This window comes from Kluyvera sp. STS39-E (assembly GCF_040932435.1).
Lineage (GTDB): Bacteria > Pseudomonadota > Gammaproteobacteria > Enterobacterales > Enterobacteriaceae > Kluyvera.
In genome coordinates, this window is record NZ_JBFQGA010000010.1 from 78,353 (window position 1) to 99,159 (window position 20,807).

Here is a 20,807-nt window from a genome sequence, read left to right on the forward strand (position 1 = left end):
GCGCGCGATGAAATTACGTGATTCTCTGGCTGACAACCATTCCATTCTTTTACAGGCCGACGCCGCAACTTGGCAGGAAGCGGTCAAGCTCGGCGTTGACCTGCTGGTTAAAGCCGACGTGGTTGAACCGCGCTACTACCAAGCCATTCTCGACGGCGTTGAACAGTTTGGCCCCTACTTTGTGATAGCGCCCGGCCTAGCCATGCCGCACGGACGCCCGGAAGAGGGGGTGAAGAGAACCGGCTTTGCGCTGGTGACGCTGAAAACGCCGCTGGTGTTCAACCATGAAGATAACGATCCGGTCGATATCTTGATAACCATGGCGGCAGTCGACGCCAATACCCATCAGGAAGTCGGCATCATGCAGATCGTTAACCTGTTTGACGATGAGGCCAATTTTGACCGTTTACGCGCCTGCCGCACCGAGCAGGACGTGCTGGATTTAATTGATAGCGCCAACGCGGCGACCGTTTAAAAGGAATAGCGAAATGTCATTACCTATGTTGCAGGTTGCGCTGGATAACCAATCAATGTCCTCCGCATATGAAACCACGCGCCTGATTGCCGATGAAGTGGACATCATTGAAGTGGGCACCATCCTGTGCGTGGCCGAGGGCGTGCGCGCGGTTCGCGACCTCAAGGCGCTGTACCCGCATAAAATCGTGTTGGCGGATGCCAAAATTGCCGATGCGGGGAAAATCCTCTCCCGCATGTGCTTTGAGGCCAATGCCGATTGGGTGACGGTGATCTGCTGTGCCGATATCAATACCGCCAAAGGTGCGCTGGATGTGGCGAAAGAGTTCGGCGGCGACGTACAGATTGAACTGACCGGATTCTGGACCTGGAAGCAGGCGCAGGAGTGGCGCGACGTGGGCATTGGGCAGGTGGTTTATCACCGTAGCCGTGATGCGCAGGCGGCTGGCGTGGCGTGGAGCGAACAAGATATCAACGCGATAAAACGTCTAGCCGATATGGGCTTTAAGGTCACCGTGACCGGTGGGCTGGCGCTGGAAGATCTGCCGTTATTCAAAGGCATTCCCATTCACGTTTTCATTGCCGGTCGCAGCATTCGTGATGCCGCCTCACCGGTTGAAGCTGCCCGTCAGTTTAAACGCTCCATTGCCCAGCTTTGGGGCTAAGGAGCGGCTATGCTGTTGAAAAATATCCCGTTGGGCATATATGAGAAAGCGCTCCCCGCAGGGGAGTGCTGGATGGAACGCCTGCGGCTAGCAAAAGATTTAGGTTTTGATTTTGTTGAAATGTCGGTAGATGAAACGGACGCCCGTCTGGCTCGTCTTGATTGGAGCCGTGAACAGCGTCTGGCGCTGGTGGCGGCGATTGCCGAAACCGGTATTCGGGTACCGTCCATGTGTCTGAGCGCCCACCGCCGCTTTCCGCTTGGCTGCGAAGATGACGCGGTGCGTACTCAAGGGTTGGATATTATGCGCAAAGCGATAAAGTTTGCGCAGGACATTGGAGTCCGCGTTATCCAACTGGCGGGTTACGACGTCTACTATCAGGAAGCCAATGATGAAACGCGCCGTCGTTTTCGCGAAGGGCTAAAAGAGAGCGTTGAGATGGCAAGCCGTGCTCAGGTGACGCTGGCGATGGAGATTATGGACTACCCCTTGATGAACTCCATCAGCAAGGCGCTGGGCTACGCGCACTACCTCAACAATCCGTGGTTCCAGCTCTATCCAGACATCGGCAATCTGTCGGCGTGGGACAACGATGTGCAGATGGAGCTGCAGGCGGGAATAGGGCATATCGTGGCGGTGCATGTTAAAGATACGCGCCCTGGCGTCTTTAAAAACGTACCGTTTGGTGAAGGTGTGGTCGATTTTGAGCGCTGCTTCGAAACACTCAAGGAAAGCGGCTACTGCGGGCCTTATCTGATTGAGATGTGGAGCGAAACGTCAGACGACCCGGCGCGTGAAGTCGCGAAAGCACGTGATTGGGTGAAAGCTCGAATGGCCCGCGCTGGCCTTGTGGAGGCGGCATAATGCAAAAGCTAAAGCAGCAGGTGTTTGCCGCCAATATGGATCTGCCGCGTTACGGGCTGGTGACATTTACCTGGGGTAACGTTAGCGCCATTGACCGTAAGCGGGGGCTGGTGGTGATTAAGCCCAGCGGCGTCGCGTATGAAACCATGACCGTGGATGACATGGTGGTGGTGGATATGGACGGTAACGTGGTGGAAGGGCGCTATCGCCCCTCGTCCGATACGGCCACCCACCTAGTTTTATACCGCCGCTATCCGTCGCTCGGCGGCATCGTCCATACCCACTCAACGCATGCAACCGCATGGGCGCAGGCTGGGCTGGCGATCCCGGCGCTGGGAACCACCCATGCGGACTACTTCTTTGGCGATATTCCCTGCACCCGGGCGTTAAGCGAAGAAGAGGTGGATGGCGAATATGAACTCAATACGGGGCAAGTGATTATCGAAACGCTGGCTGAGACTGCGCCGCTGCATACGCCCGGTATCGTGGTGTATCAACACGGCCCATTTGCGTGGGGCAAAGATGCGCACGACGCGGTGCATAATGCGGTGGTCATGGAGGAAGTCGCCAGAATGGCGTGGATCGCGCGCAGCATTAATCCGGCGCTTAAGCCTATCGATGGTTACCTAATGAATAAGCACTTCATGCGTAAGCACGGCCCCAACGCCTATTACGGGCAGAAGTAACCGGCATAGCGCTCCAGAATTTGTACTCCTACGGGATGTTACTGGTCTGGTTCTGGAGCCTTTTAAATGCTTCGCCCCCGGGCGGGGGCGAAGTGACAAGGCCGGATATCAGCGATAAATCACAGCGCTGGCGTGGATTAATCCACCGCTTCCCGGTTCATGCATCAGGATGGGCTGGAAGTATTTAGCCCCCTGAGCATCGCTCTCCTGACTGAGCGCCCGATCGGCCTCTTGCTCAGTGGCGATATTATGATTGATATAGATAACTCCCAGGCTCTGCACATCGTCCATGTTACGTGCCTGATGGCCATCAATCTGAATGGCGGCCTGCGCGCTGACGCTAACCATTAGCGCAGCTATTACGGCAATGATGATGTTTTTCATACCTTACTCCTACTAACAGACCTGACGTTTACTCGGCTCTCCTCGGGTTGTGGGGGGCTTCTGACTTAAGTGTAATCCCTCTACGCCAACTCCACCGAGACGATTTCTGATGGAGTTGTTCAAAAAATTACCGCTTTCCGAGCTGTTTAATTTTAAATCACTGACTTAGCTCAGCTTTGCGCTTTGTGCGAATTTATTGCGCAATCAGCTTGAGTTTCCCATGGGGGGCAAGTATGATTACGCGTCATTTTTCAGCCGACCTTTAACACGTTCCTTGCCTCCATGGGCCTCGGCTGACCCAGACAGGAGGCTGAATAATCCGTAAGGAGCAATTCGATGCGTCATTACGAAATCGTTTTTATGGTCCATCCTGACCAGAGCGAACAGGTTCCGGGTATGATCGAACGCTACACTACTGCAATCACTGCAGCAGAAGGCACGATCCACCGTCTGGAAGACTGGGGCCGCCGTCAGCTGGCTTATCCGATCAACAAACTGCACAAAGCTCACTACGTTCTGCTGAACGTTGAAGCTCCGCAGGAAGCGATCGATGAGCTGGAAACAAACTTCCGCTTCAACGATGCCGTTATCCGCAGCATGGTTATGCGTACTAAGCACGCTGTTACCGAAGCATCTCCAATGGTTAAAGCGAAAGACGAACGTCGTGAACGTCGTGACGATTTCGCTAACGAAACCGCTGATGATGCTGAAGCTGGGGATTCTGAAGAGTAATTTCTGATGACCAACCGTCTGGTGTTATCCGGCACAGTGTGCAGGACGCCGCTTCGTAAGGTCAGCCCATCAGGAATTCCTCATTGCCAGTTCGTGCTTGAGCATCGTTCTGTGCAGGAGGAAGCCGGTTTTCACCGGCAGGCATGGTGTCAAATGCCCGTTATTATTAGCGGACAAGAGAACCAAGCTATTACTCACAGTATAACGGTCGGCAGTGCAGTGATCGTTCAGGGTTTTATCTGTTGCCACAAAGCAAAGAATGGCCTGAGCAAAATGGTTCTGCATGCCGAGCAGATTGAATTGATAGATTCTGGAGACTAGCCATATGGCACGTTATTTCCGTCGTCGCAAGTTCTGCCGTTTCACCGCGGAAGGCGTTGTTGAGATCGATTACAAAGACATCGCAACGTTGAAAAACTACATTACCGAAAGCGGTAAAATTGTCCCGAGCCGTATCACCGGTACTCGTGCAAAATACCAGCGTCAGCTGGCTCGCTGCATCAAGCGCGCTCGCTACCTGTCCCTGCTGCCGTATACCGATCGTCATCAGTAATCGGCCGCTGTCTATTAACGACTTTAAGAGGATAAGGTAATGCAAGTTATTCTGCTTGATAAAGTAGCAAACCTGGGTAGCCTGGGTGATCAGGTTAACGTTAAAGCGGGCTACGCTCGTAACTTCCTGGTACCACAGGGTAAAGCTGTTCCTGCTACCAAGAAAAACGTTGAATTCTTCGAAGCACGTCGTGCAGAACTGGAAGCTAAACTGGCTGACGTTCTGGGCGCTGCAGAAGCTCGTGCTGCACAGATCGTAGCACTGGAATCAGTAACCATCGCGTCTAAAGCAGGCGACGAAGGTAAACTGTTCGGTTCCATCGGTACTCGCGACATCGCTGATGCAGTTACTGCAGCAGGCGTTAAAGTTGCTAAGAGCGAAGTTCGTCTGCCGAACGGCGTTCTGCGTACTGTTGGCGAGCACGAAGTGGACTTCCAGGTTCACAGCGAAGTATTCGCTAAAGTTATCATCAACGTTGTTGCTGAGTAATCCGCAACCTTCGTTTTGGTAACAACAAATCGCCGGCCTTGTGCCGGCGTTTTGCTTTTTAGTTCCACCACTTTTCAACTGGCTATTCTTTATTCCTTTCGCGATAATCCATAAATTAAAACAATATTTTATTTTTTGGTGAAAGAATGGATACCCTCCGCCAGCCTCCGCTATTTGCCCGTAAGAATGTCGTTTACCTCGGCGCTGCTTTCTGCTGCCTGCTGTGGGGGAGCGCCTATCCGGCCATTAAGAGCGGGTATGAACTGTTCCAGATTGCCGCCGACGACATCCCCGGCAAAATTGTCTTCGCCGGCTATCGTTTCCTGTTTGCGGGCCTGCTGCTGTTAGCGCTGGCCGTTGCACAGAGAAAGCCTATTGCACGCCTTAATCCGCGCCAGTTCGGGCAGCTTACGCTCTTGGGGCTTACACAGACTTCGCTGCAGTACATCTTCTTTTACGTCGGCTTGGCTTTTACCACCGGGGTTAAAGGGTCAATCATGAACGCCACCGGCACCTTCTTCAGCGTGCTGCTGGCGCATTTCATCTACCAGAACGACCGGCTGAGCTACAACAAGACGCTGGGCTGTATCCTCGGTTTTGCCGGGGTGATGGCGGTGAACTTCAACAGCGGGTTACTGGATTTCAACTTTAGCCTAGGCGATGGATCGGTCGTGCTGGCGGCCTTTATCTTGTCGGCGGCATCGCTATACGGTAAACGCATCTCGCAAACGGTCGACCCAACGGTAATGACCGGCTACCAACTGGCGCTGGGCGGTCTGGCGCTGGTCGTCGGAGGATATCTGAGTGGCGGCACGTTAACCTTCCACGGCTTCTCCTCGGTGGCGATTCTTGGCTACCTGACGCTGCTCTCCTCGGTGGCCTTTGCGCTGTGGAGCATTCTGCTGAAATACAATCGTGTCGGAATGATTGCGCCGTTTAACTTCCTGATCCCGGTATCGGGATCGGTGCTGTCGGCGATTTTCCTCGGTGAGAACATTCTTGAGTGGAAATACGCGATTGCGCTGGTGCTGGTGTGTTCGGGGATTTGGTGGGTCAATAAGATTAAGCGGTAACGCCTGATGGCGCTTCGCTTATCAGGCCTACAATCGCGGTTGCTGTAGGCCGGATAAAGCGACGCCGCCATCCGGCAATCTGGTTTAACGTGCGCGAATAAAGCTGCCGTCGGCTTGACGGGTAAACAGGACCTGTCCGCTATCAGACTCAATCGTTAACCCCGTCACCACGCCGTTGGCGTTCTTACGAATCTGCACTTTCTGGCCATTCTTCAGCGTGCTGAGCGGTTTGCCAGCACCCTCTACCTGAGCCATCGCATAAACGTCGGTTGGCGGCAGGTTATTGTCACGGAAAAGCTGAGCCAGCGTTTTCCCAGCTTCCACCTGGTAAGTTTGCCACCCGCTGTTGCTGCGGTTTTCCTGGTATGGCTGCGTACGCGACGGCGCGGCCGGTGCGGTCTGGTCGCTGGTTTGCTCTTCCTGCACCGGCTCAGGCTCGACTGGCGCCACCTGGTCTAAATCGTTAGACGGAGTAACCAGTTGCGCATGCAGCGGCTGCGCATCGGGCTGCGGCCTTGACTGTGACTGGAAGTCCAGCTGCGCATTACGGCTGACGGGCTGCGGCGGGCTGTCATCGGCAGAAGGCAGCAGGAAGCCGATAATCACAGCCAGCGCAGCGATAATCACGCCGCGACGGTGAGCAAGCGGCAGCGGGTCCAGGATGCGGAGGTTGTCCGGCGCATGCCAGATCTTCTTCAGCAAAGGTTTCACTTCAAATCTCCCGGGCATGGCTTCCTCCTGCTCCGTGTCTTTTCTATCAACTAACTGCCTGATGAAAGTGGTAAAGCACTCTTTCATCATATCCCATAGGTAATATTTATTGTTTCTTTTTCCCGGTAATTTGTCATCTTTCCTGACGCAAAGTTTTACGCTATGCGGCGTGGCTGCTATGCTGCCCGCTACTTTATACCCTAAGAAAGGAAAGACGATGGCCACCCCGACTTTTGACACCATTGAAGCACAGGCAAGCTACGGTATTGGCCTGCAGGTAGGACAGCAGCTGAGCGAGTCCGGTTTGCAGGGTTTACTGCCAGAAGCACTGGTTGCCGGTATCGCTGATGCGCTGGAAGGCAAACAACCTGCTGTGCCAGTCGATGTTGTTCACCGTGCGCTGCGTGAAATCCACGAACGTGCGGATGCTGTCCGTCGTGAACGTTTTGCCTCTATGGCAGAAGACGGCGTGAAATACCTGGAAGAAAACCGTGAGAAAGAAGGCGTAAACAGCACCGAAACCGGTCTGCAGTTCCGCGTTCTGACCCAGGGCGAAGGCGCAATCCCAGCGCGCACCGACCACGTACGCGTGCACTATACCGGTAAGCTGATTGACGGCACCGTCTTCGACAGCTCCGTTGCGCGTGGCGAACCGGCTGAATTCCCGGTTAACGGCGTGATCCCAGGCTGGATTGAAGCGCTGACTCTGATGCCTGTTGGCTCTAAATGGGAACTGACTATCCCTCACGAACTGGCCTACGGCGAGCGTGGCGCGGGTGCTTCTATCCCTCCGTTCAGCACCTTGGTCTTCGACGTTGAGTTACTGGAAATCCTGTAATTCTCGCCTTTATCCTCTCTCCGTCCGGGGAGAGGATACAAACTCCTGAAGTTTGATATATCCTGGGATTTAATCTTGCAAATACTACTGTTGCGTGTATTTTTGTGAGCTGTTTCCCATAGGTGTGGTGATATAACACTCACTTTAAACATAAATTTAACATTATATTTAAATCATAGTATTCATCCCCCCGATTCTTACCTAATATCGAGACATCCTATAGCAGGATGCGTTTTGCATAACGACATAAAGGGCCAGTAGAGCCCGCACAACACAGACAGAAACAACAGGAATGAAATCAAATGGTTGATCAGATCAAAGTCGCTGCTGCCGCAGAGCAGGAGCCGGCCGAACAATCGCTACGGCGAAACCTAACTAACCGACATATCCAGCTTATCGCGATCGGCGGTGCCATCGGGACAGGCCTGTTTATGGGCTCCGGGAAAACTATCAGTCTGGCAGGGCCATCGATCATTTTCGTTTATATGATCATCGGCTTTATGCTTTTCTTCGTGATGCGCGCCATGGGGGAGCTGCTGCTCTCCAATCTCGAATATAAGTCGTTTAGCGACTTTGCTGCCGACCTGCTTGGTCCGTGGGCGGGGTATTTTACCGGCTGGACCTACTGGTTCTGCTGGGTGGTAACCGGCATGGCCGATGTGGTGGCAATCACCGCCTACGCCCAGTTCTGGTTCCCCGGACTCTCTGACTGGGTTGCGTCTCTCGCCGTGGTTGTGCTGCTGCTGAGCCTGAACCTCGCCACCGTAAAAATGTTCGGTGAGATGGAGTTCTGGTTTGCGATGATCAAAATCGTCGCGATTGTGGCGCTGATTATCGTGGGGCTGGTGATGGTGCTGATGCACTTTAAATCCCCAACCGGCGTGGAAGCTTCATTTGCCCATCTGTGGAACGACGGCGGCTGGTTCCCGAAAGGGATTAGCGGCTTCTTCGCCGGTTTCCAGATAGCGGTGTTCGCGTTTGTGGGTATTGAGCTGGTGGGGACGACCGCCGCTGAAACCAAAGACCCGGAAAAATCACTGCCGCGGGCGATTAACTCGATTCCAATCCGTATCATCATGTTCTACGTCTTCGCGCTGATCGTCATCATGGCGGTAACGCCGTGGAGCTCCGTGGTTCCGGATAAGAGCCCGTTCGTTGAACTGTTTATGTTGGTTGGCCTGCCGGCCGCCGCCAGCATCATCAACTTTGTGGTGCTGACTTCGGCTACGTCGTCTGCCAACAGCGGCGTCTTCTCTACAAGCCGTATGCTGTTCGGTCTGGCACAGGATGGTGTTGCGCCGAGCCTGTTTGCCAAGCTTTCCAAGCGTGCAGTGCCAGCGAAGGGCCTGACCTTCTCCTGTATTTGCCTGCTGGGCGGCGTTGTTATGCTGATGGTTAACCCAAGCGTCATTGCAGCATTCACCATGATCACCACCGTATCGGCGATTCTGTTTATGTTCGTTTGGACGATTATCCTGTGCTCTTACCTGGTGTACCGTAAGCAGCGTCCACACCTGCATGAGTCTTCCAAGTACAAAATGCCGCTGGGCAAAGTGATGTGCTGGGTCTGCATGGTGTTCTTTGCATTCGTTCTGGTACTGCTGACGCTGGAAGCTGACACCCGCCAAGCACTGATGGTGACGCCGATTTGGTTCATCGTGCTGGGGCTGGGCTGGATGTTCCTGCGTAAGAATCAGCGGGCTAAGTAACCCATATCGCCCGATGGCGCTTCGCTTATCGGGCCTACGAGCGCTATCGTTGTAGGCCGGGTAAGCGTAGCGCCACCCGGCACAACCAAGCTCGAAACCTCAAGCGCCCTCCGGGGCGCTTTTTTCTTTTTGCGCCCCACGCGATAGAACCCCAGCCATCAACGTGATATTTTCGCCGCCAAACCAGAAAAAGGACGAAGATAAAATGCGTCAGAGAACAATTGTCTGCCCAGTTATCCAGAATGAAGGCGAATATCTGCTATGCAAAATGGCGGACGATCGCGGCGTGTTCCCCGGCCAGTGGGCGTTGTCCGGCGGCGGAATGGAAGCGGGTGAGACGATGGAACAGGCGCTGAGACGCGAGATTAGCGAAGAGCTTGGCGATGCGCTGAATATTACCGAGGTCAAACCGTGGGCTTTTCGTGATGACGTGCGGGTGAAAACCTACGCCGATGGCACCACCGAACAGATCTACATGATTTATCTCATCTTTGACTGTGTAAGCGCGAATCGCGAAGTGACTTTTAACGAAGAGTTTCAGGAGATTGCTTGGGTTAAACCCGAAGCGCTGGCAGCTATGGATTTAAACGTGGCGACACGAGAAACGTTCCGCCAGAAAGGACTGCTGTAATAACAGCCTCCCTTGCGGGAGGCTGTGTGCAAACTTATTCCCCGGCCAGAGCGCGCGGGAACAGCACGTTATTTTCGAGACTGATGTGTTCCATCAGATCGTCAATCATCTCGTTAATGCCGTTATACATCGCTTTCCACGTGGTGCAGGCTTCCGGTGGAATGGTCACGTTCTGCGTAGTGTGCTTAATCACTTCCAGCAGCTCACCGGCTTCATCGTGCTCGCTTTCCATTACGCTAATCGGCCCCATCGCCTGGCTGCCCATACCTTGTTTGATCATCGGGAACAGGATCTGTTCCTCTTTCATCATATGGCTGGACAGCTCCTGGTGCAGCATGGTCAGGTACTTCGCCAGACCTTTAGGCACGTTCGGCTTGTCGGCGTGCACACGTTCCACTTTAGTGGCCTGCAAAATCAGCTCTGGCAGTTGCTCGCGATGGCGGTCATGGTAACGCACGATAATATGGTCGATGATTTCAGCAAGCGGGGCGACGCGCCAGTCTTTCTCAACCGGCTGTTCTGCCAGTTTTGCCAGCTCTGCTTCAATGACGGCAACGTCCAGATCCTTACGATTTGCCGCACGATCAAGCGTCTGCTTACCGCCGCAGCAGTAATCCATATCATATTTACGGAACAGCGCAGATGCGCGTGGAATGGAGAGCGCCAGCTCGCCTAAAGGTTGGTCGCGAAAGGCCATAGCAGTTACCTCATCATCAATAATATAAGATGTATTTTAAATGCATCTTTAAGGCGGGTATATACCCTCTTGGGGTTATTTGAGAGAGGAACGGCCGGGGAGGTAAACAGCGGATGGCGTTAGACCGCCACCCACATCGGAATTAGGATTCAGGCATGGCTGAAGAGTGGTGCGAAGAGATTTTCCACGCAGCACCGTCCCAGGCGTAGGTGAAGGTATAGCGTGCAGACACGCTGGTGTTATCGGCGAAGGTGAACGTATAGGTACCGGTATCAATGGCCTTATTACAGCCAAGGCGAATGGTGCGGGTATCGATCTTACCGACCGGCTTCTTTTCTAGGAAATGCTCGAAGTAATCTTCACGTTCCGCATCCGTCAGACGCACCTGATTGGAAACTGTCGGTAACAGCACCGCATCGCTGAGGTAATTATCGGCCACCTTTTTGGCATCACCCGTTTTCAGTGAATCATTCCAGCGGTCGAATAACCCTTCAATTTGCGCTTTGCCGACCTTCGTGCAATCGGCGGCAGGCTTGGCGTCTGCCCATGCAGAACTTGAAATCAGCAGTAAAGAACCAACAATGGCGGATGTTTTGAACATATAAATCCCTTCAATCATTATGGATATGGAGAGGGGAAGGTACGCATAATAACTATTGGAAACAATATCGATTGTATATAGTTACAGTCATTTTACGTTTGTTGAAATAAAGCCAGATTTCTTGTTTTTTCTCCCTCGGCCCATGAATGGCGATCTGAAAGGGAGTTAAGTGATCGCAGTCACAAAAATTTATTATCATTTAAGGTGCTGAATCTTATTGATAATGGTTCTGGTAAGACCTGAATCGATTAAATAACCCCGCCGCGCTGCCGATAGTGAGACTTCAGACCACCTGCACTAGAAAGGCAAATGATGTTCAAACGAATAAAAGTCATTACCGTACTGATTATCGTGCTGTTCGCGCTGGGCGCGATGCAGCTTATCTCCGCGGGCGTATTCGTACGCGCGCTCAATAACGACAAGCAAAACTTTACCGTTTCTCAACTTTCCAGCCAGAACGTGGCGGAATTTACCGACGCATGGATAAGCCTCAACCAAGCGCGCGTTACTCTCAACCGTGGCATGCTGCGTCTGCAAGGCACGATGGCGAGCGCGACAAACGGTGGCGAACTGAAAACGCTGGTCGATACGGCGAATAACCTGTTGGCAGAAGCGAAAAGGCATTACGACAAGTACTATGCGCTGCCAGAAACGCCGGGGCTGGATAAGTTAGATCCGCACCTGTCAGACAATCTGGAAAAGCAGTACGGCATTTACTCTGCAACCCTGGCGCGCATGAATGAACTGCTGGCTGAAGGCAAGCTGGATGAGATGTTCAAGCAAAACGCCGAGCAAAAGCAGCAGGCAATGCAGGCGGTGTATCAGGATTGGCGCGCCGCGCAGGCTTCGCTGACTAACGCCGGTATTCAGCAAAACGAGAGCGACTACTCCCGTATCCTGTGGACTCTTGCCGCGATTATGCTGATGGTCGTCGCGGTGATTGTTGTCAGTTGGGTCGCGATGCAGCGCGTGTTGCTTAAGCCGTTACATGCGGTGATGGCGCATATTCGTCATATTGCCGAAGGGGACCTGACCAACCACATTAACACCGAAGGCAGTAATGAAATGGCGCTGCTGGCGCGCAACGTCAACGACATGCAACAGTCGCTGGCGAAAACCGTGGGCGTGGTGCGTGAAGGCGCTGACACCATTTACACCGGCGCGGGCGAAATCTCTGCCGGCAGCAACGATCTGTCATCGCGTACCGAACAGCAGGCGGCATCATTGGAAGAAACAGCGGCCAGCATGGAGCAACTGACCGCCACGGTGAAGCAGAACGCCGATAACGCCAGACAAGCGACTCAGCTGGCACAGAATGCCTCAGAGACCGCGCAGAAGGGCGGCAATGTGGTGGATGGCGTCGTGCGGACGATGGATGAAATCGCCGCCAGCTCCAGCAAGATTGCGCAGATCACCAACGTCATCGATGGCATCGCTTTCCAGACCAACATCCTGGCGCTGAACGCGGCGGTAGAAGCCGCCCGCGCGGGTGAACAAGGGCGTGGTTTTGCGGTGGTTGCCGGGGAAGTTCGCACCCTGGCCCAGCGTAGCGCCCAGGCGGCAAAAGAGATTAAAGGGCTGATTGATGACTCGGGCAACCGCGTCAGCGCCGGTTCCGCGCTGGTGCACGAAGCCGGGGAGACCATGGCCGAGATCGTCAACGCGGTAACCCGCGTGAGCGATATCATGGGTGAAATCGCCTCCGCTTCTGACGAACAGAGTCGTGGTATTGACCAAGTGGGTCAGGCGGTTGCCGAGATGGACCGCGTCACGCAGCAGAACGCCTCGCTGGTGGAAGAGTCGGCAACGGCTGCCGCGGCCCTAGAAGAACAGGCTGCACGTCTGAACGAGACGGTGGCGGTATTTAGGATCACCCGTCAGCAGCAGGCGCAGAAAGCGCCGGTGAAAAAAGCCTTCGCTCCCGCGGCGAAAAGCGCACCGCTGAACGAAGCGAACTGGGAAACCTTCTAAGCTTCAGGCGTCAAAGACCGGCAGGAGCGCCGGTCTTTGATTGCCGGATGGCGGCGTAGACGCCTTATCCGTGTGCAGACTCTGTAGGCCTGATAAGCGCAGCGCCATCAGGCATCACCCGAAACCGGCACCACCGTCGGCTTCTGCGGTTTCGAACGCACCGCAATCACCACACCTATCACCAGCAATGCAATCCCGCTCAGCGTCAGCATTGGCGGCATCTCCTGACGCAGCAGGAAGGTGTAGAGCAACCCCGCCAGCGTTTCAAAGACAATCAATGGCCCGAGGATCACCGTCGGCAGCTTTTGGCTCGCCACGTTCCAGCACAAGGCGCCGACCCATGAGCAAAGCACGGCAATGGCAATCATCAGGCCGATAAACACCGTAGGCCGTGGGCCGAAGGGCAGCGTAAACTCCGCGTTATGCAGGTGCAGCCAAATGCAGGCGGCTGCGTAGCCGACCAGCGACACCGGCAGCGTCACCAGCGCTTGGGCGGTCGCCCACATTAGCGGCGGCTTTTCCGGGTTTTCCCGCAGCCAGCGGGCGTTACGTAGTGCATACCACGCCCAGCACACCACCGATATGGAGGCCAGTGCGATACCGGAACCGTAGCGCCAGCCGCTGAAATTCGGCAGACCTTGGCGCAGTTCGGCCACGTTAACGCACATCAGCCCGATGCCAATCAGCACCAGCGCTGGCATCAGCCGTAGCCAAGAGAGTTTGCCGTCGCGCTGGCTATACAGCAGGTTGGCAAAGACCGGGATCACCACCGGCAGGGTGCCGATAATCATCGTTGATACCGGGGCACCGGTGCGCCCAATGGCGCTGGCAAGGCAGAAGTAATAGACCACATTGCCGACCAACGTCAGCCCCAGCGCTGTCCACCAGTCTTGGCGCGTTAGCTGACGCAATCGCGCGCGGCCCATCCACGCCAGCGGCAGGGCAATCAGCCCCAATGCCAAATAGCGCCCCATCGACTGCAATACCGCCGGGTAATCCGGCACGATAAGCGGCCCAACAAAAATCAGTCCCCACATTAAACCCGCTAACAGGGCGTACAGCACACCGCTAATCATCGTGATACCTGCATTCATTCAACATGAGCAAAAGTGTAGGAGGGGAACGGCGTTCAGTATTGTATGAGATTGCTGATTAGCGACGAGCAACCTGTTTTTGGTAGCGAACCGGGGTAATGCCGTAACGCTGAGTGAAGGCGCGGGTCAGATGGGATTGGTCGGTCAGGCCAGTGGCGGCGGCAACTTCCGCGGCGGGCATGCCGTGGGTGAGAAACCCTTTTGCTCGCCACAGGCGCACCGCCATCAGCATCTGGTGCGGAGTGACGTGGAAATGGGCTTTAAACTGGCGTTGGAAATGCCATGGGCTGAGCGCTGCCACGTTCGCTAATTCATCAAGGGTAATGGGGTGCATATAGTTGTCGTACAGATACTCGCGCACACGATCAAACCGATGCTGCGCTTCCGACAACGCCGGAGCATGGCAGGCTAACGGCTGGAAGGTGTCGATCATATCCAGCAGCAATCCCTTTTGCGCCAGCGGATCGTCGGTGTGCCACAGCGCGTGGATCTGGCGGCCAATTAACTGCGAGCGTTGGGGATCGTGGCGGGTGACGTCGGCAAACCACCAGTGACGAATGCCGGTGACCTCTTCGAGCAGGTCGGGCTCCAGATAAATCATTCGGTAGCGCCAGCCGTCCGCGGTTTCCGCTTCACCGGTATGCAGCTCATCGGGATTCATCGTTACGATGGAATGGACGGGGGCAACATGCTGGCTGCCGCGATAGCGAAAACGCTCGGCTCCAGCTTCAATAACGCCGATACCAAACGCTTCATGGGTGTGGGGTTCAAAGGCGTAACGCGAAATGTGGGCATGATACAGCTCAACGCCCGGCACCTGCGCCAGATGGCGAAAGCGCGCGCTGTCTTTCTCGTCGTTGAACTGTTCCGGTACGCCTTGCACGTGATTGTCCCCCTAGGCCATCTTTTCATTATCAGAGATGGCTGGCGGGGGCGCTACTACAATTAACCCAATTTTAACGCTTACAGAATGCCTTTGATGCTTTGCGCAAGCGAGGTCGTTGGGCGGCCAATCAGTTTGCTCAGCGTGTGGCTATCGTCGAACAGGCCACCTTTTGAGGCGCCAATGTCAGAATCCGCCAGCATATCGGCAAGCCCCGCCGGCAGGCCCACGCTCTTCAGTGCCGCAGCGAAATCGGCTTCGCTCAGGTTCTGATAGACCACGTGTTTGCCACTCTGTTTCGCCAGCTCTGCGGCGAGTTCGCTCAGCGTCCAGCCGTTATCGCCGGCCAGTTCGTAGACTTTACCCGCGTGACCGTCTTCAACCATCACATGTGCAGCGGCAGCAGCATAATCGTCGCGAGTAGCCGAGGCGATTTTGCCTTCTCCGGCGGCACCGATAAATACCCCATGTTCCAGCGCCGGCGGCGCGCTCGCCAGATAGTTTTCGGTATACCAGCCGTTACGCAGCAGCGCATAAGGGATGCCGGAATCGGCGAGCATTTTTTCGGTGGCGACGTGTTCATCGGCCAGACCCAGCGGTGATTTATCGGCGTGCAGCAGACTGGTATAGGCGATAAATTTCACGCCTGCAGCGACGGCGGCTTGAATGATATTTCGGTGCTGCGGTGCACGCTGGCCAACTTCACTGGAAGAAATAATCAGCAGCTTATCGACGCCCTGCAATGCGCGGGTTAGCGCGGCTTCGTCGCCATAATCGGCCTGACGAACGGCAACCCCTTTCTGACTTAGCGCTTCGGCCTTCGCTGGATTACGGACAATTGCGGCCAATTTATCGGCAGCGGTGGTGGTGAGCAGGCTATCGATAACAAGCTGGCCAAGCTGGCCGGTGGCTCCGGTAATCGCGATCATGGGTGTTCTCCTTCGTGTTCGTATGGTGTTGTGGTAAGCTAACACCATAACTAACTTTTAGTAAGTACGTACAAAAAGGTAAGTGTAAGAGAAATGAAACCGACGCTGACGCAAAAGCTACGCAATGGCAATCTGTTTGCCGAAAGCTGCCCCTCGCGGGATGTGTTAAAGCACGTCACCAGCCGTTGGGGCGTGTTGATTCTGGTGGCGCTGCGAGAAGGAACGCATCGCTTTAGCGACCTGCGCCGCAAGATGGGCGGGGTCAGCGAAAAAATGCTCGCCCAGTCACTGCAGGCGCTGGAACAGGACGGTTTTATCAACCGCATATCCTACCCAGTAGTGCCACCGCACGTTGAGTATAGCCTGACGCCGATGGGTGAGGCGGTAAGCGAGAAAGTGGCGGCACTGGCAGACTGGATTGAGGTGAATTTGCCTGACGTGATGGCGCAGAAGATCTCGGCGTAATGTGTTGCCGGATGCGGCTTCGCCTTATCCGGCCTACAAATTCGAAACGTGTAGGCCGGGTAAGGCAAAGCCGCCACCCGGCACGATGTTACTTACTCAAATCCACCTGATAAATCGCAAAACCAATCTCATCCGTCGCCACCTGCTTCATCGGATACTGCGCTTTCTCTTTGATAAACGCCGCCGCTTTTTCAGACGGTGAGGTTTCAAAGCGAATATCTAGCTTCGTGTCGCTGTGAATCGGCGCCAGACGCCAGTTGTTGTCGGCTGCCGGGTGGATTTCACCCGCTTTCTTCGACTCGGCGCTGATCCATGCTGCCAGCACCGAACGGTTCTCATCCGGCGAAGCAAAGGCGATATGGCTGTCGCCAGTGCCGGCAAACTTACCGCCATAAGCGCGATAATTATTGGTGGCAACCAGGAACATGGCGTTTGGATCGATAGGCTTACCGTTGAAAGTCAGGTTTTTAATGCGCTCAGATTTTGGATTAAGGCTCTGACATTCGCCGTCGTAGCGCGCAGGCTGCGTGATATCGACCTGATAGCTCACGCCATCAATCACGTCGAAGTTATAGGTGCGGAAACCGTCCCAGTTGATAAGCGATTGCGGTTTGCTGCTGTGCGGATCTATCTGGTTGAATTGCCCGGCGGAGCATTCCAGCCACTCCTTCACCTCTTTACCGCTGGCTTTGACGACCACGAGGGTATTCGGATACAGATAAAGGTCGGCGGCGTTACGGAAGGTCAACTGGCCTTTTTCCACTTCGACAAAGCTTGCCGGATCGTTCTTACGGCCACCGGCTTTAAACGGCGCGGCTGCGGAAAGCACCGGCAGCTTCGCCAGATCCGGGTCACCTTGGATGAAGTGTTCAACATAGGCCTTCTGCGCCATGTTAACCACCTGCACGGTCGGATCGTCCTGCACCAGCGACAGGAAGCTGTACATGTTGTCGGACGATTTGCCGATAGGCTTGCTGACGAACTCGCGGGTCGCGTCGTGGTCAGCCTTCAGCGCATCAACCAGCTTACGGTCTTCGGCGGCCAGCGATTTTTTTGCTGCCGCATCGTAGATTGGGCGCGCCTGCGCTTGCGCGGAAGTTACCTGCCATTTGCCGCTGTCGTTGTTCAGCACCAAATCCACCACGCCTAAGTGATCGCCCCACATGCCCGGCATCACCGCCGGAACGCCGTTTAGCGTGCCTTTGGCGATATCCGCGCCTTTAATATTGGCAAAGTCTTTGCCCGGGAAAACCGCGTGGGCGTGACCAAACATAATGGCGTCAACGCCCGGCACCTGGCTTAAGTAGTAGACCGAGTTTTCAGCCATCGCCTGATAAGGGTCGGAAGAGAGGCCGGAGTGGGCAATCACCACTACCACGTCGGCGCCTTTAGCGCGCATCTCTGGCACATATTTGCGTGCCGTTTCGGTGATATCGTTCACCGTGACCTTGCCGCTGAGATTGGCTTTATCCCAGGTCATGATCTGCGGCGGCACAAAACCGATGTAGCCGATTTTCAGCGTATGCTTGCTGCCGTCCTTATCGACCACTTCCTGCTCTTTGATGAGGTACGGGGTAAACATCGGTTTTTGGGTTTTCGCGTCGATAACGTTGGCGTTAACGTACGGGAACTTCGCGCCTGCCAGTGCGTTGTGCAGGTAGTCCAGCCCGTAGTTGAATTCGTGGTTACCGAGGTTGCCGACGGTATAGTCGAGCAGGTTCATCGCTTTGTAAACCGGATGGATATCGCCGGGTTTCAGACCTTTGGCTGCCGCATAGTCGCCCATCGGACTGCCCTGGATGATGTCACCGTTGTCGACCAGCACGCTGTTTTTCACTTCATCGCGGGCGGCGTTAATCAGGCTTGCAGTGCGGACGAGGCCAAATTTCTCGGTGGCGGTATCTTTGTAGTAATCAAAATCCATCATATTGCTATGCAGATCGGTGGTTTCCATAATGCGGAGATCCACCGTTGCCGCATTTACGCTGGCGGCAATCAGCGTAGCCAGAAGCGTTGCGCTAAACTTGATCATCAGAGGCATCCTTTTTTAGATCTGAAACACAGATTTAAATGTATTTGTTTTCTGTTACTTACGCGGATGTGAATCATGCCAGAAAATCATGACGGGAAATCGGCAACGGTTCACAGTTATCCGGTGCAGTAATGGGCATAGCTTCATCATCAGCAATACGATATAAATAAAACAATAAGTTAACGCCACTGTAATCTTAACGAGGTGGAGAATGTTAGAACAAGTCAGCCAGCTTGCCCGTGACGCGGGTGATGCCATCATGCAGGTGTACGATGGTAAACAACCGTTAGACGTTGCCAGCAAGAAAGATGATTCCCCGGTCACGGCGGCCGATATTGCGGCCCATCATGTGATTGTTAACGGCCTGAAGGCGATGACGCCGGAAGTGCCCATTCTGTCGGAAGAAGATCCACCGGGCTGGGATGTGCGCCAGCATTGGCAGCGCTACTGGCTGGTGGACCCGCTGGACGGCACCAAAGAGTTCATCAAACGTAACGGTGAGTTCACCGTCAATATTGCACTCATTGAAAACGGTAAAGCGGTGCTGGGTGTGGTGTATGCGCCGGTGCTGAAGGTGATGTACAGCGCGGCGAACGGTAAGGCATGGAAGGAAGAGTGTGGTGTACGCAAGCCGATTCAGGTGCGCGACGCTAATCCGCCGAAGGTGGTGGTCAGTCGTTCTCACTATGCCAACGACGAAGAGTTGCAGGAATATTTGCAGCAGCTAGGCGAACACCAGACGGCCTCCATTGGATCGTCGCTGAAATTCTGCCTAGTGGCGGAAGGTGAAGCCCAGTTGTACCCGCGCTTTGGGCCAACCAACATTTGGGACACCGCAGCTGGTCATGCGGTCGCTGCCGCCGCTGGCGCACACGTGAACGACTGGCAGGGCAAAACGTTGGACTACACCCCTCGTGAGTCATTCCTAAATCCCGGCTTCCGGGTCTCTATTTTTTAAGCTTCCCGTAATTAACAGCAGGTGGAAACCTGCTGTTTTCCCGTCTGAGTAGCGCGTTTTCAATGGAGTTTGTCTATGCCTACACAGTGGTGTCATTCGCTCGCGACGACATTGAGTGCACGTAGCGCCTGCTGCTACGTGGCTGGGCTTGTTCACGAGGAGTGCCTTCCCGTGCCGACTGCTTCGTTAAGCTATTAACCATTATTACCGCCCTTAAAATCCATCCCGACATCACGCTAAAACTTACCATGCGAGAAGGTGAGGAGACGCCGGGTTCGGGCAATAATCTGCGGGCTGGCGATACCTTAACGCTGTGGGATGCGCTGCATAATATGCTCATTCCTTACAGCAATGTTTCGGCCACGGTTGTGGCCCGAACGATGGGGGAACGGCTGTTAGCGCTTGAAGGAGGCACTGGCGATCCAAGTCAGCGCTTTGTACAGCAGATGAATCTCGTTGCCATGTCGCTTGGCAGCTCAATGAATCATTTGCTGGTACACACGCACGAACCTGATAAGCGTAGTGATGTACTCATCGACGACGGAGGGACGCTATACTGATATGAACGCGCTGCTGACCGCCGTGCGTGAGGGCTACAGCTGGCCGCAGCGTGTTCCGACAATTCGTGTCTAATTAATTCAGCAGCTTATGCACCAGCGCGATAACCTGCTGCACTTCCGCTGCCGTCAGCGCGCCGTCTTTGGCCCACTGGATCCGACCGTCTTTATCCAACACTACGATGGCGGAGCTGCCTTCCTCAAGCTGCCACGCTTTACGCACGACACCGTCGCTATCGACCACAAATTGTGACCATGGGAAGAGTTTCTTATTGCTCTCCAGACTGCTACGAACAAACATCGAGGTGCCAGGAATCGCATCATCGGTGTTAACAATGGTGGTGGTCTGATAGCGATCATGCGGAAGACCAGCGGCCTTGATGGCTTCGATAAGCGCATCATTTTTCTCTTTGGCCGACGTGCGTCCAGCAATGTGTTGCACCACTCGCACTTTTCCAGCGAGCTGCGCGCTATTCCAGTTTTTGTAGCTAAACTTATCACTATCGAGAATCAATTCGCCGCGATCTGCCACGCCGACGGGGGCGACGCGTTGTCCGTTTGTGAAGTTATGTGCGGTTGCCATTAACGGCATTAACAGGCATGAAACCGCTAGAAGCGTACGTAGGGTCATGGTTTTTCCTTTTTATAAGCAGGTGATCCGACCACTTGGCCGATAGTTTTAATCATAAGTGCGATTTATGGACTTTTCCCGCAAAGACGGTGCCAGATTGTGGAGGAACGCACACAATATAGTAAAAATGAAGCCTTATACTGTCTTCGTCGTATGGCTGAAAAGAAAGTTCTGAATTAT

Annotated in this window: 25 protein-coding genes; 16 read left to right on the forward strand and 9 right to left on the reverse strand. The window is 54.4% G+C overall.

What is annotated here, in order from left to right; translation table 11 throughout:
• Positions 1-7 precede the first annotated feature (7 nt).
• Genes ulaC through AB4K05_RS20430 form a run of 4 tightly spaced genes read left to right on the forward strand, consistent with a single transcriptional unit; the run spans position 8 to position 2,689 of the window.
• A complete protein-coding gene (ulaC, locus tag AB4K05_RS20415) occupies positions 8-475 on the forward strand; it encodes a PTS ascorbate transporter subunit IIA (protein ID WP_368481698.1) in 468 nt (155 codons plus the stop codon).
• Between the two features lie 13 nt (positions 476-488).
• A complete protein-coding gene (locus AB4K05_RS20420; protein WP_368481699.1) occupies positions 489-1,139 on the forward strand; it encodes a 3-keto-L-gulonate-6-phosphate decarboxylase UlaD in 651 nt (216 codons plus the stop codon).
• A 9-nt stretch (positions 1,140-1,148) separates the two neighbouring features.
• Positions 1,149-2,003, forward strand: coding sequence for an L-ribulose-5-phosphate 3-epimerase (locus AB4K05_RS20425; RefSeq protein WP_368481700.1), 855 nt, complete (start codon positions 1,149-1,151; stop codon positions 2,001-2,003).
• Positions 2,003-2,689 carry an L-ribulose-5-phosphate 4-epimerase gene (locus tag AB4K05_RS20430; RefSeq protein WP_368481701.1) on the forward strand — a complete coding sequence of 229 codons (687 nt, stop codon included), beginning with the start codon at positions 2,003-2,005 and terminating at the stop codon, positions 2,687-2,689. The genes AB4K05_RS20425 and AB4K05_RS20430 overlap by 1 nt, the downstream gene beginning before the upstream one ends.
• A 108-nt stretch (positions 2,690-2,797) precedes the next feature.
• Here AB4K05_RS20430 and AB4K05_RS20435 read toward each other — a convergent pair whose 3' ends face one another.
• Positions 2,798-3,073: a DUF1471 domain-containing protein gene (locus tag AB4K05_RS20435; RefSeq protein ID WP_368481702.1), complete on the reverse strand. Its 276-nt coding sequence runs from the start codon at positions 3,071-3,073 to the stop codon at positions 2,798-2,800.
• 336 nt (positions 3,074-3,409) lie between these two features.
• On the opposite strand from AB4K05_RS20435, the gene rpsF reads away from it, so the two are divergent.
• The 5 genes from rpsF to AB4K05_RS20460 all read left to right on the forward strand — a co-directional run bounded on the left by rpsF (position 3,410) and on the right by AB4K05_RS20460 (position 5,920).
• A complete protein-coding gene (gene rpsF, locus AB4K05_RS20440) occupies positions 3,410-3,805 on the forward strand; it encodes a 30S ribosomal protein S6 (RefSeq protein WP_368481703.1) in 396 nt (131 codons plus the stop codon).
• A gap of 6 nt (positions 3,806-3,811) precedes the next feature.
• Positions 3,812-4,126 (forward strand): primosomal replication protein N, encoded by a 315-nt coding sequence (gene priB, locus AB4K05_RS20445; RefSeq protein ID WP_368481704.1) that lies wholly within the window; start codon positions 3,812-3,814, stop codon positions 4,124-4,126.
• Positions 4,127-4,130: 4 nt separating this feature from the next.
• Positions 4,131-4,358 carry a 30S ribosomal protein S18 gene (gene rpsR / locus AB4K05_RS20450; RefSeq protein ID WP_002210155.1) on the forward strand — a complete coding sequence of 76 codons (228 nt, stop codon included), beginning with the start codon at positions 4,131-4,133 and terminating at the stop codon, positions 4,356-4,358.
• Positions 4,359-4,397: 39 nt separating this feature from the next.
• Positions 4,398-4,847, forward strand: a complete 450-nt coding sequence (gene rplI / locus AB4K05_RS20455; RefSeq protein WP_368481705.1) for a 50S ribosomal protein L9 — start codon at positions 4,398-4,400, stop codon at positions 4,845-4,847.
• Between the two features lie 146 nt (positions 4,848-4,993).
• A complete protein-coding gene (locus AB4K05_RS20460) occupies positions 4,994-5,920 on the forward strand; it encodes a DMT family transporter (protein WP_368481706.1) in 927 nt (308 codons plus the stop codon).
• An 84-nt stretch (positions 5,921-6,004) separates the two neighbouring features.
• On the opposite strand, the gene AB4K05_RS20465 is transcribed toward AB4K05_RS20460, so the two are convergent.
• Positions 6,005-6,649 carry a LysM-like peptidoglycan-binding domain-containing protein gene (locus AB4K05_RS20465; protein WP_368481707.1) on the reverse strand — a complete coding sequence of 215 codons (645 nt, stop codon included), beginning with the start codon at positions 6,647-6,649 and terminating at the stop codon, positions 6,005-6,007.
• 199 nt (positions 6,650-6,848) lie between these two features.
• On the opposite strand from AB4K05_RS20465, the gene fklB reads away from it, so the two are divergent.
• From fklB to nudI, 3 genes are all read left to right on the forward strand, one after another.
• Complete coding sequence (gene fklB / locus AB4K05_RS20470) at positions 6,849-7,469, forward strand: FKBP-type peptidyl-prolyl cis-trans isomerase (protein WP_368481708.1); 621 nt, start codon at positions 6,849-6,851, stop codon at positions 7,467-7,469.
• A gap of 302 nt (positions 7,470-7,771) precedes the next feature.
• Positions 7,772-9,178 carry a D-serine/D-alanine/glycine transporter gene (gene cycA / locus AB4K05_RS20475; RefSeq protein WP_368481709.1) on the forward strand — a complete coding sequence of 469 codons (1,407 nt, stop codon included), beginning with the start codon at positions 7,772-7,774 and terminating at the stop codon, positions 9,176-9,178.
• A 205-nt stretch (positions 9,179-9,383) separates the two neighbouring features.
• Positions 9,384-9,809, forward strand: coding sequence for a nucleoside triphosphatase NudI (gene nudI / locus AB4K05_RS20480; RefSeq protein WP_368481710.1), 426 nt, complete (start codon positions 9,384-9,386; stop codon positions 9,807-9,809).
• Between the two features lie 34 nt (positions 9,810-9,843).
• Here nudI and ytfE read toward each other — a convergent pair whose 3' ends face one another.
• Both ytfE and AB4K05_RS20490 read right to left on the reverse strand, forming a co-directional pair.
• A complete protein-coding gene (gene ytfE, locus AB4K05_RS20485) occupies positions 9,844-10,506 on the reverse strand; it encodes an iron-sulfur cluster repair protein YtfE (protein ID WP_368481711.1) in 663 nt (220 codons plus the stop codon).
• Positions 10,507-10,648: 142 nt separating this feature from the next.
• On the reverse strand, positions 10,649-11,107 hold the full coding sequence (locus AB4K05_RS20490; protein WP_368481712.1) for an SgcJ/EcaC family oxidoreductase: 459 nt from the start codon (positions 11,105-11,107) through the stop codon (positions 10,649-10,651).
• Positions 11,108-11,419: 312 nt separating this feature from the next.
• On the opposite strand from AB4K05_RS20490, the gene AB4K05_RS20495 reads away from it, so the two are divergent.
• Positions 11,420-13,078, forward strand: coding sequence for a methyl-accepting chemotaxis protein (locus tag AB4K05_RS20495; protein WP_368481775.1), 1,659 nt, complete (start codon positions 11,420-11,422; stop codon positions 13,076-13,078).
• Positions 13,079-13,185: 107 nt separating this feature from the next.
• On the opposite strand, the gene AB4K05_RS20500 is transcribed toward AB4K05_RS20495, so the two are convergent.
• From AB4K05_RS20500 to AB4K05_RS20510, 3 genes are all read right to left on the reverse strand, one after another.
• Entirely contained in the window at positions 13,186-14,154 is a 969-nt protein-coding gene (locus AB4K05_RS20500) for a DMT family transporter (protein WP_368481713.1), read from the reverse strand.
• 76 nt (positions 14,155-14,230) lie between these two features.
• Positions 14,231-15,055, reverse strand: coding sequence for an AraC family ligand binding domain-containing protein (locus AB4K05_RS20505; protein ID WP_368481714.1), 825 nt, complete (start codon positions 15,053-15,055; stop codon positions 14,231-14,233).
• An 80-nt stretch (positions 15,056-15,135) separates the two neighbouring features.
• On the reverse strand, positions 15,136-15,984 hold the full coding sequence (locus tag AB4K05_RS20510) for an SDR family oxidoreductase (RefSeq protein ID WP_368481715.1): 849 nt from the start codon (positions 15,982-15,984) through the stop codon (positions 15,136-15,138).
• A 93-nt stretch (positions 15,985-16,077) separates the two neighbouring features.
• Between AB4K05_RS20510 and AB4K05_RS20515 the strand changes: the two genes are divergently transcribed.
• On the forward strand, positions 16,078-16,449 hold the full coding sequence (locus AB4K05_RS20515; RefSeq protein WP_368481716.1) for a winged helix-turn-helix transcriptional regulator: 372 nt from the start codon (positions 16,078-16,080) through the stop codon (positions 16,447-16,449).
• 88 nt (positions 16,450-16,537) lie between these two features.
• Here the strand turns inward: AB4K05_RS20515 and cpdB are convergent, their stop codons facing one another.
• On the reverse strand, positions 16,538-18,481 hold the full coding sequence (gene cpdB / locus AB4K05_RS20520; RefSeq protein ID WP_368481717.1) for a 2',3'-cyclic-nucleotide 2'-phosphodiesterase: 1,944 nt from the start codon (positions 18,479-18,481) through the stop codon (positions 16,538-16,540).
• A gap of 211 nt (positions 18,482-18,692) precedes the next feature.
• On the opposite strand from cpdB, the gene cysQ reads away from it, so the two are divergent.
• On the forward strand, positions 18,693-19,439 hold the full coding sequence (cysQ, locus tag AB4K05_RS20525; protein ID WP_368481718.1) for a 3'(2'),5'-bisphosphate nucleotidase CysQ: 747 nt from the start codon (positions 18,693-18,695) through the stop codon (positions 19,437-19,439).
• 161 nt (positions 19,440-19,600) lie between these two features.
• Complete coding sequence (locus AB4K05_RS20530; protein ID WP_368481719.1) at positions 19,601-19,999, forward strand: hypothetical protein; 399 nt, start codon at positions 19,601-19,603, stop codon at positions 19,997-19,999.
• A 73-nt stretch (positions 20,000-20,072) separates the two neighbouring features.
• Here AB4K05_RS20530 and AB4K05_RS20535 read toward each other — a convergent pair whose 3' ends face one another.
• Positions 20,073-20,627 (reverse strand): YtfJ family protein, encoded by a 555-nt coding sequence (locus AB4K05_RS20535; RefSeq protein ID WP_368481720.1) that lies wholly within the window; start codon positions 20,625-20,627, stop codon positions 20,073-20,075.
• Positions 20,628-20,807: the final 180 nt, after the last annotated feature.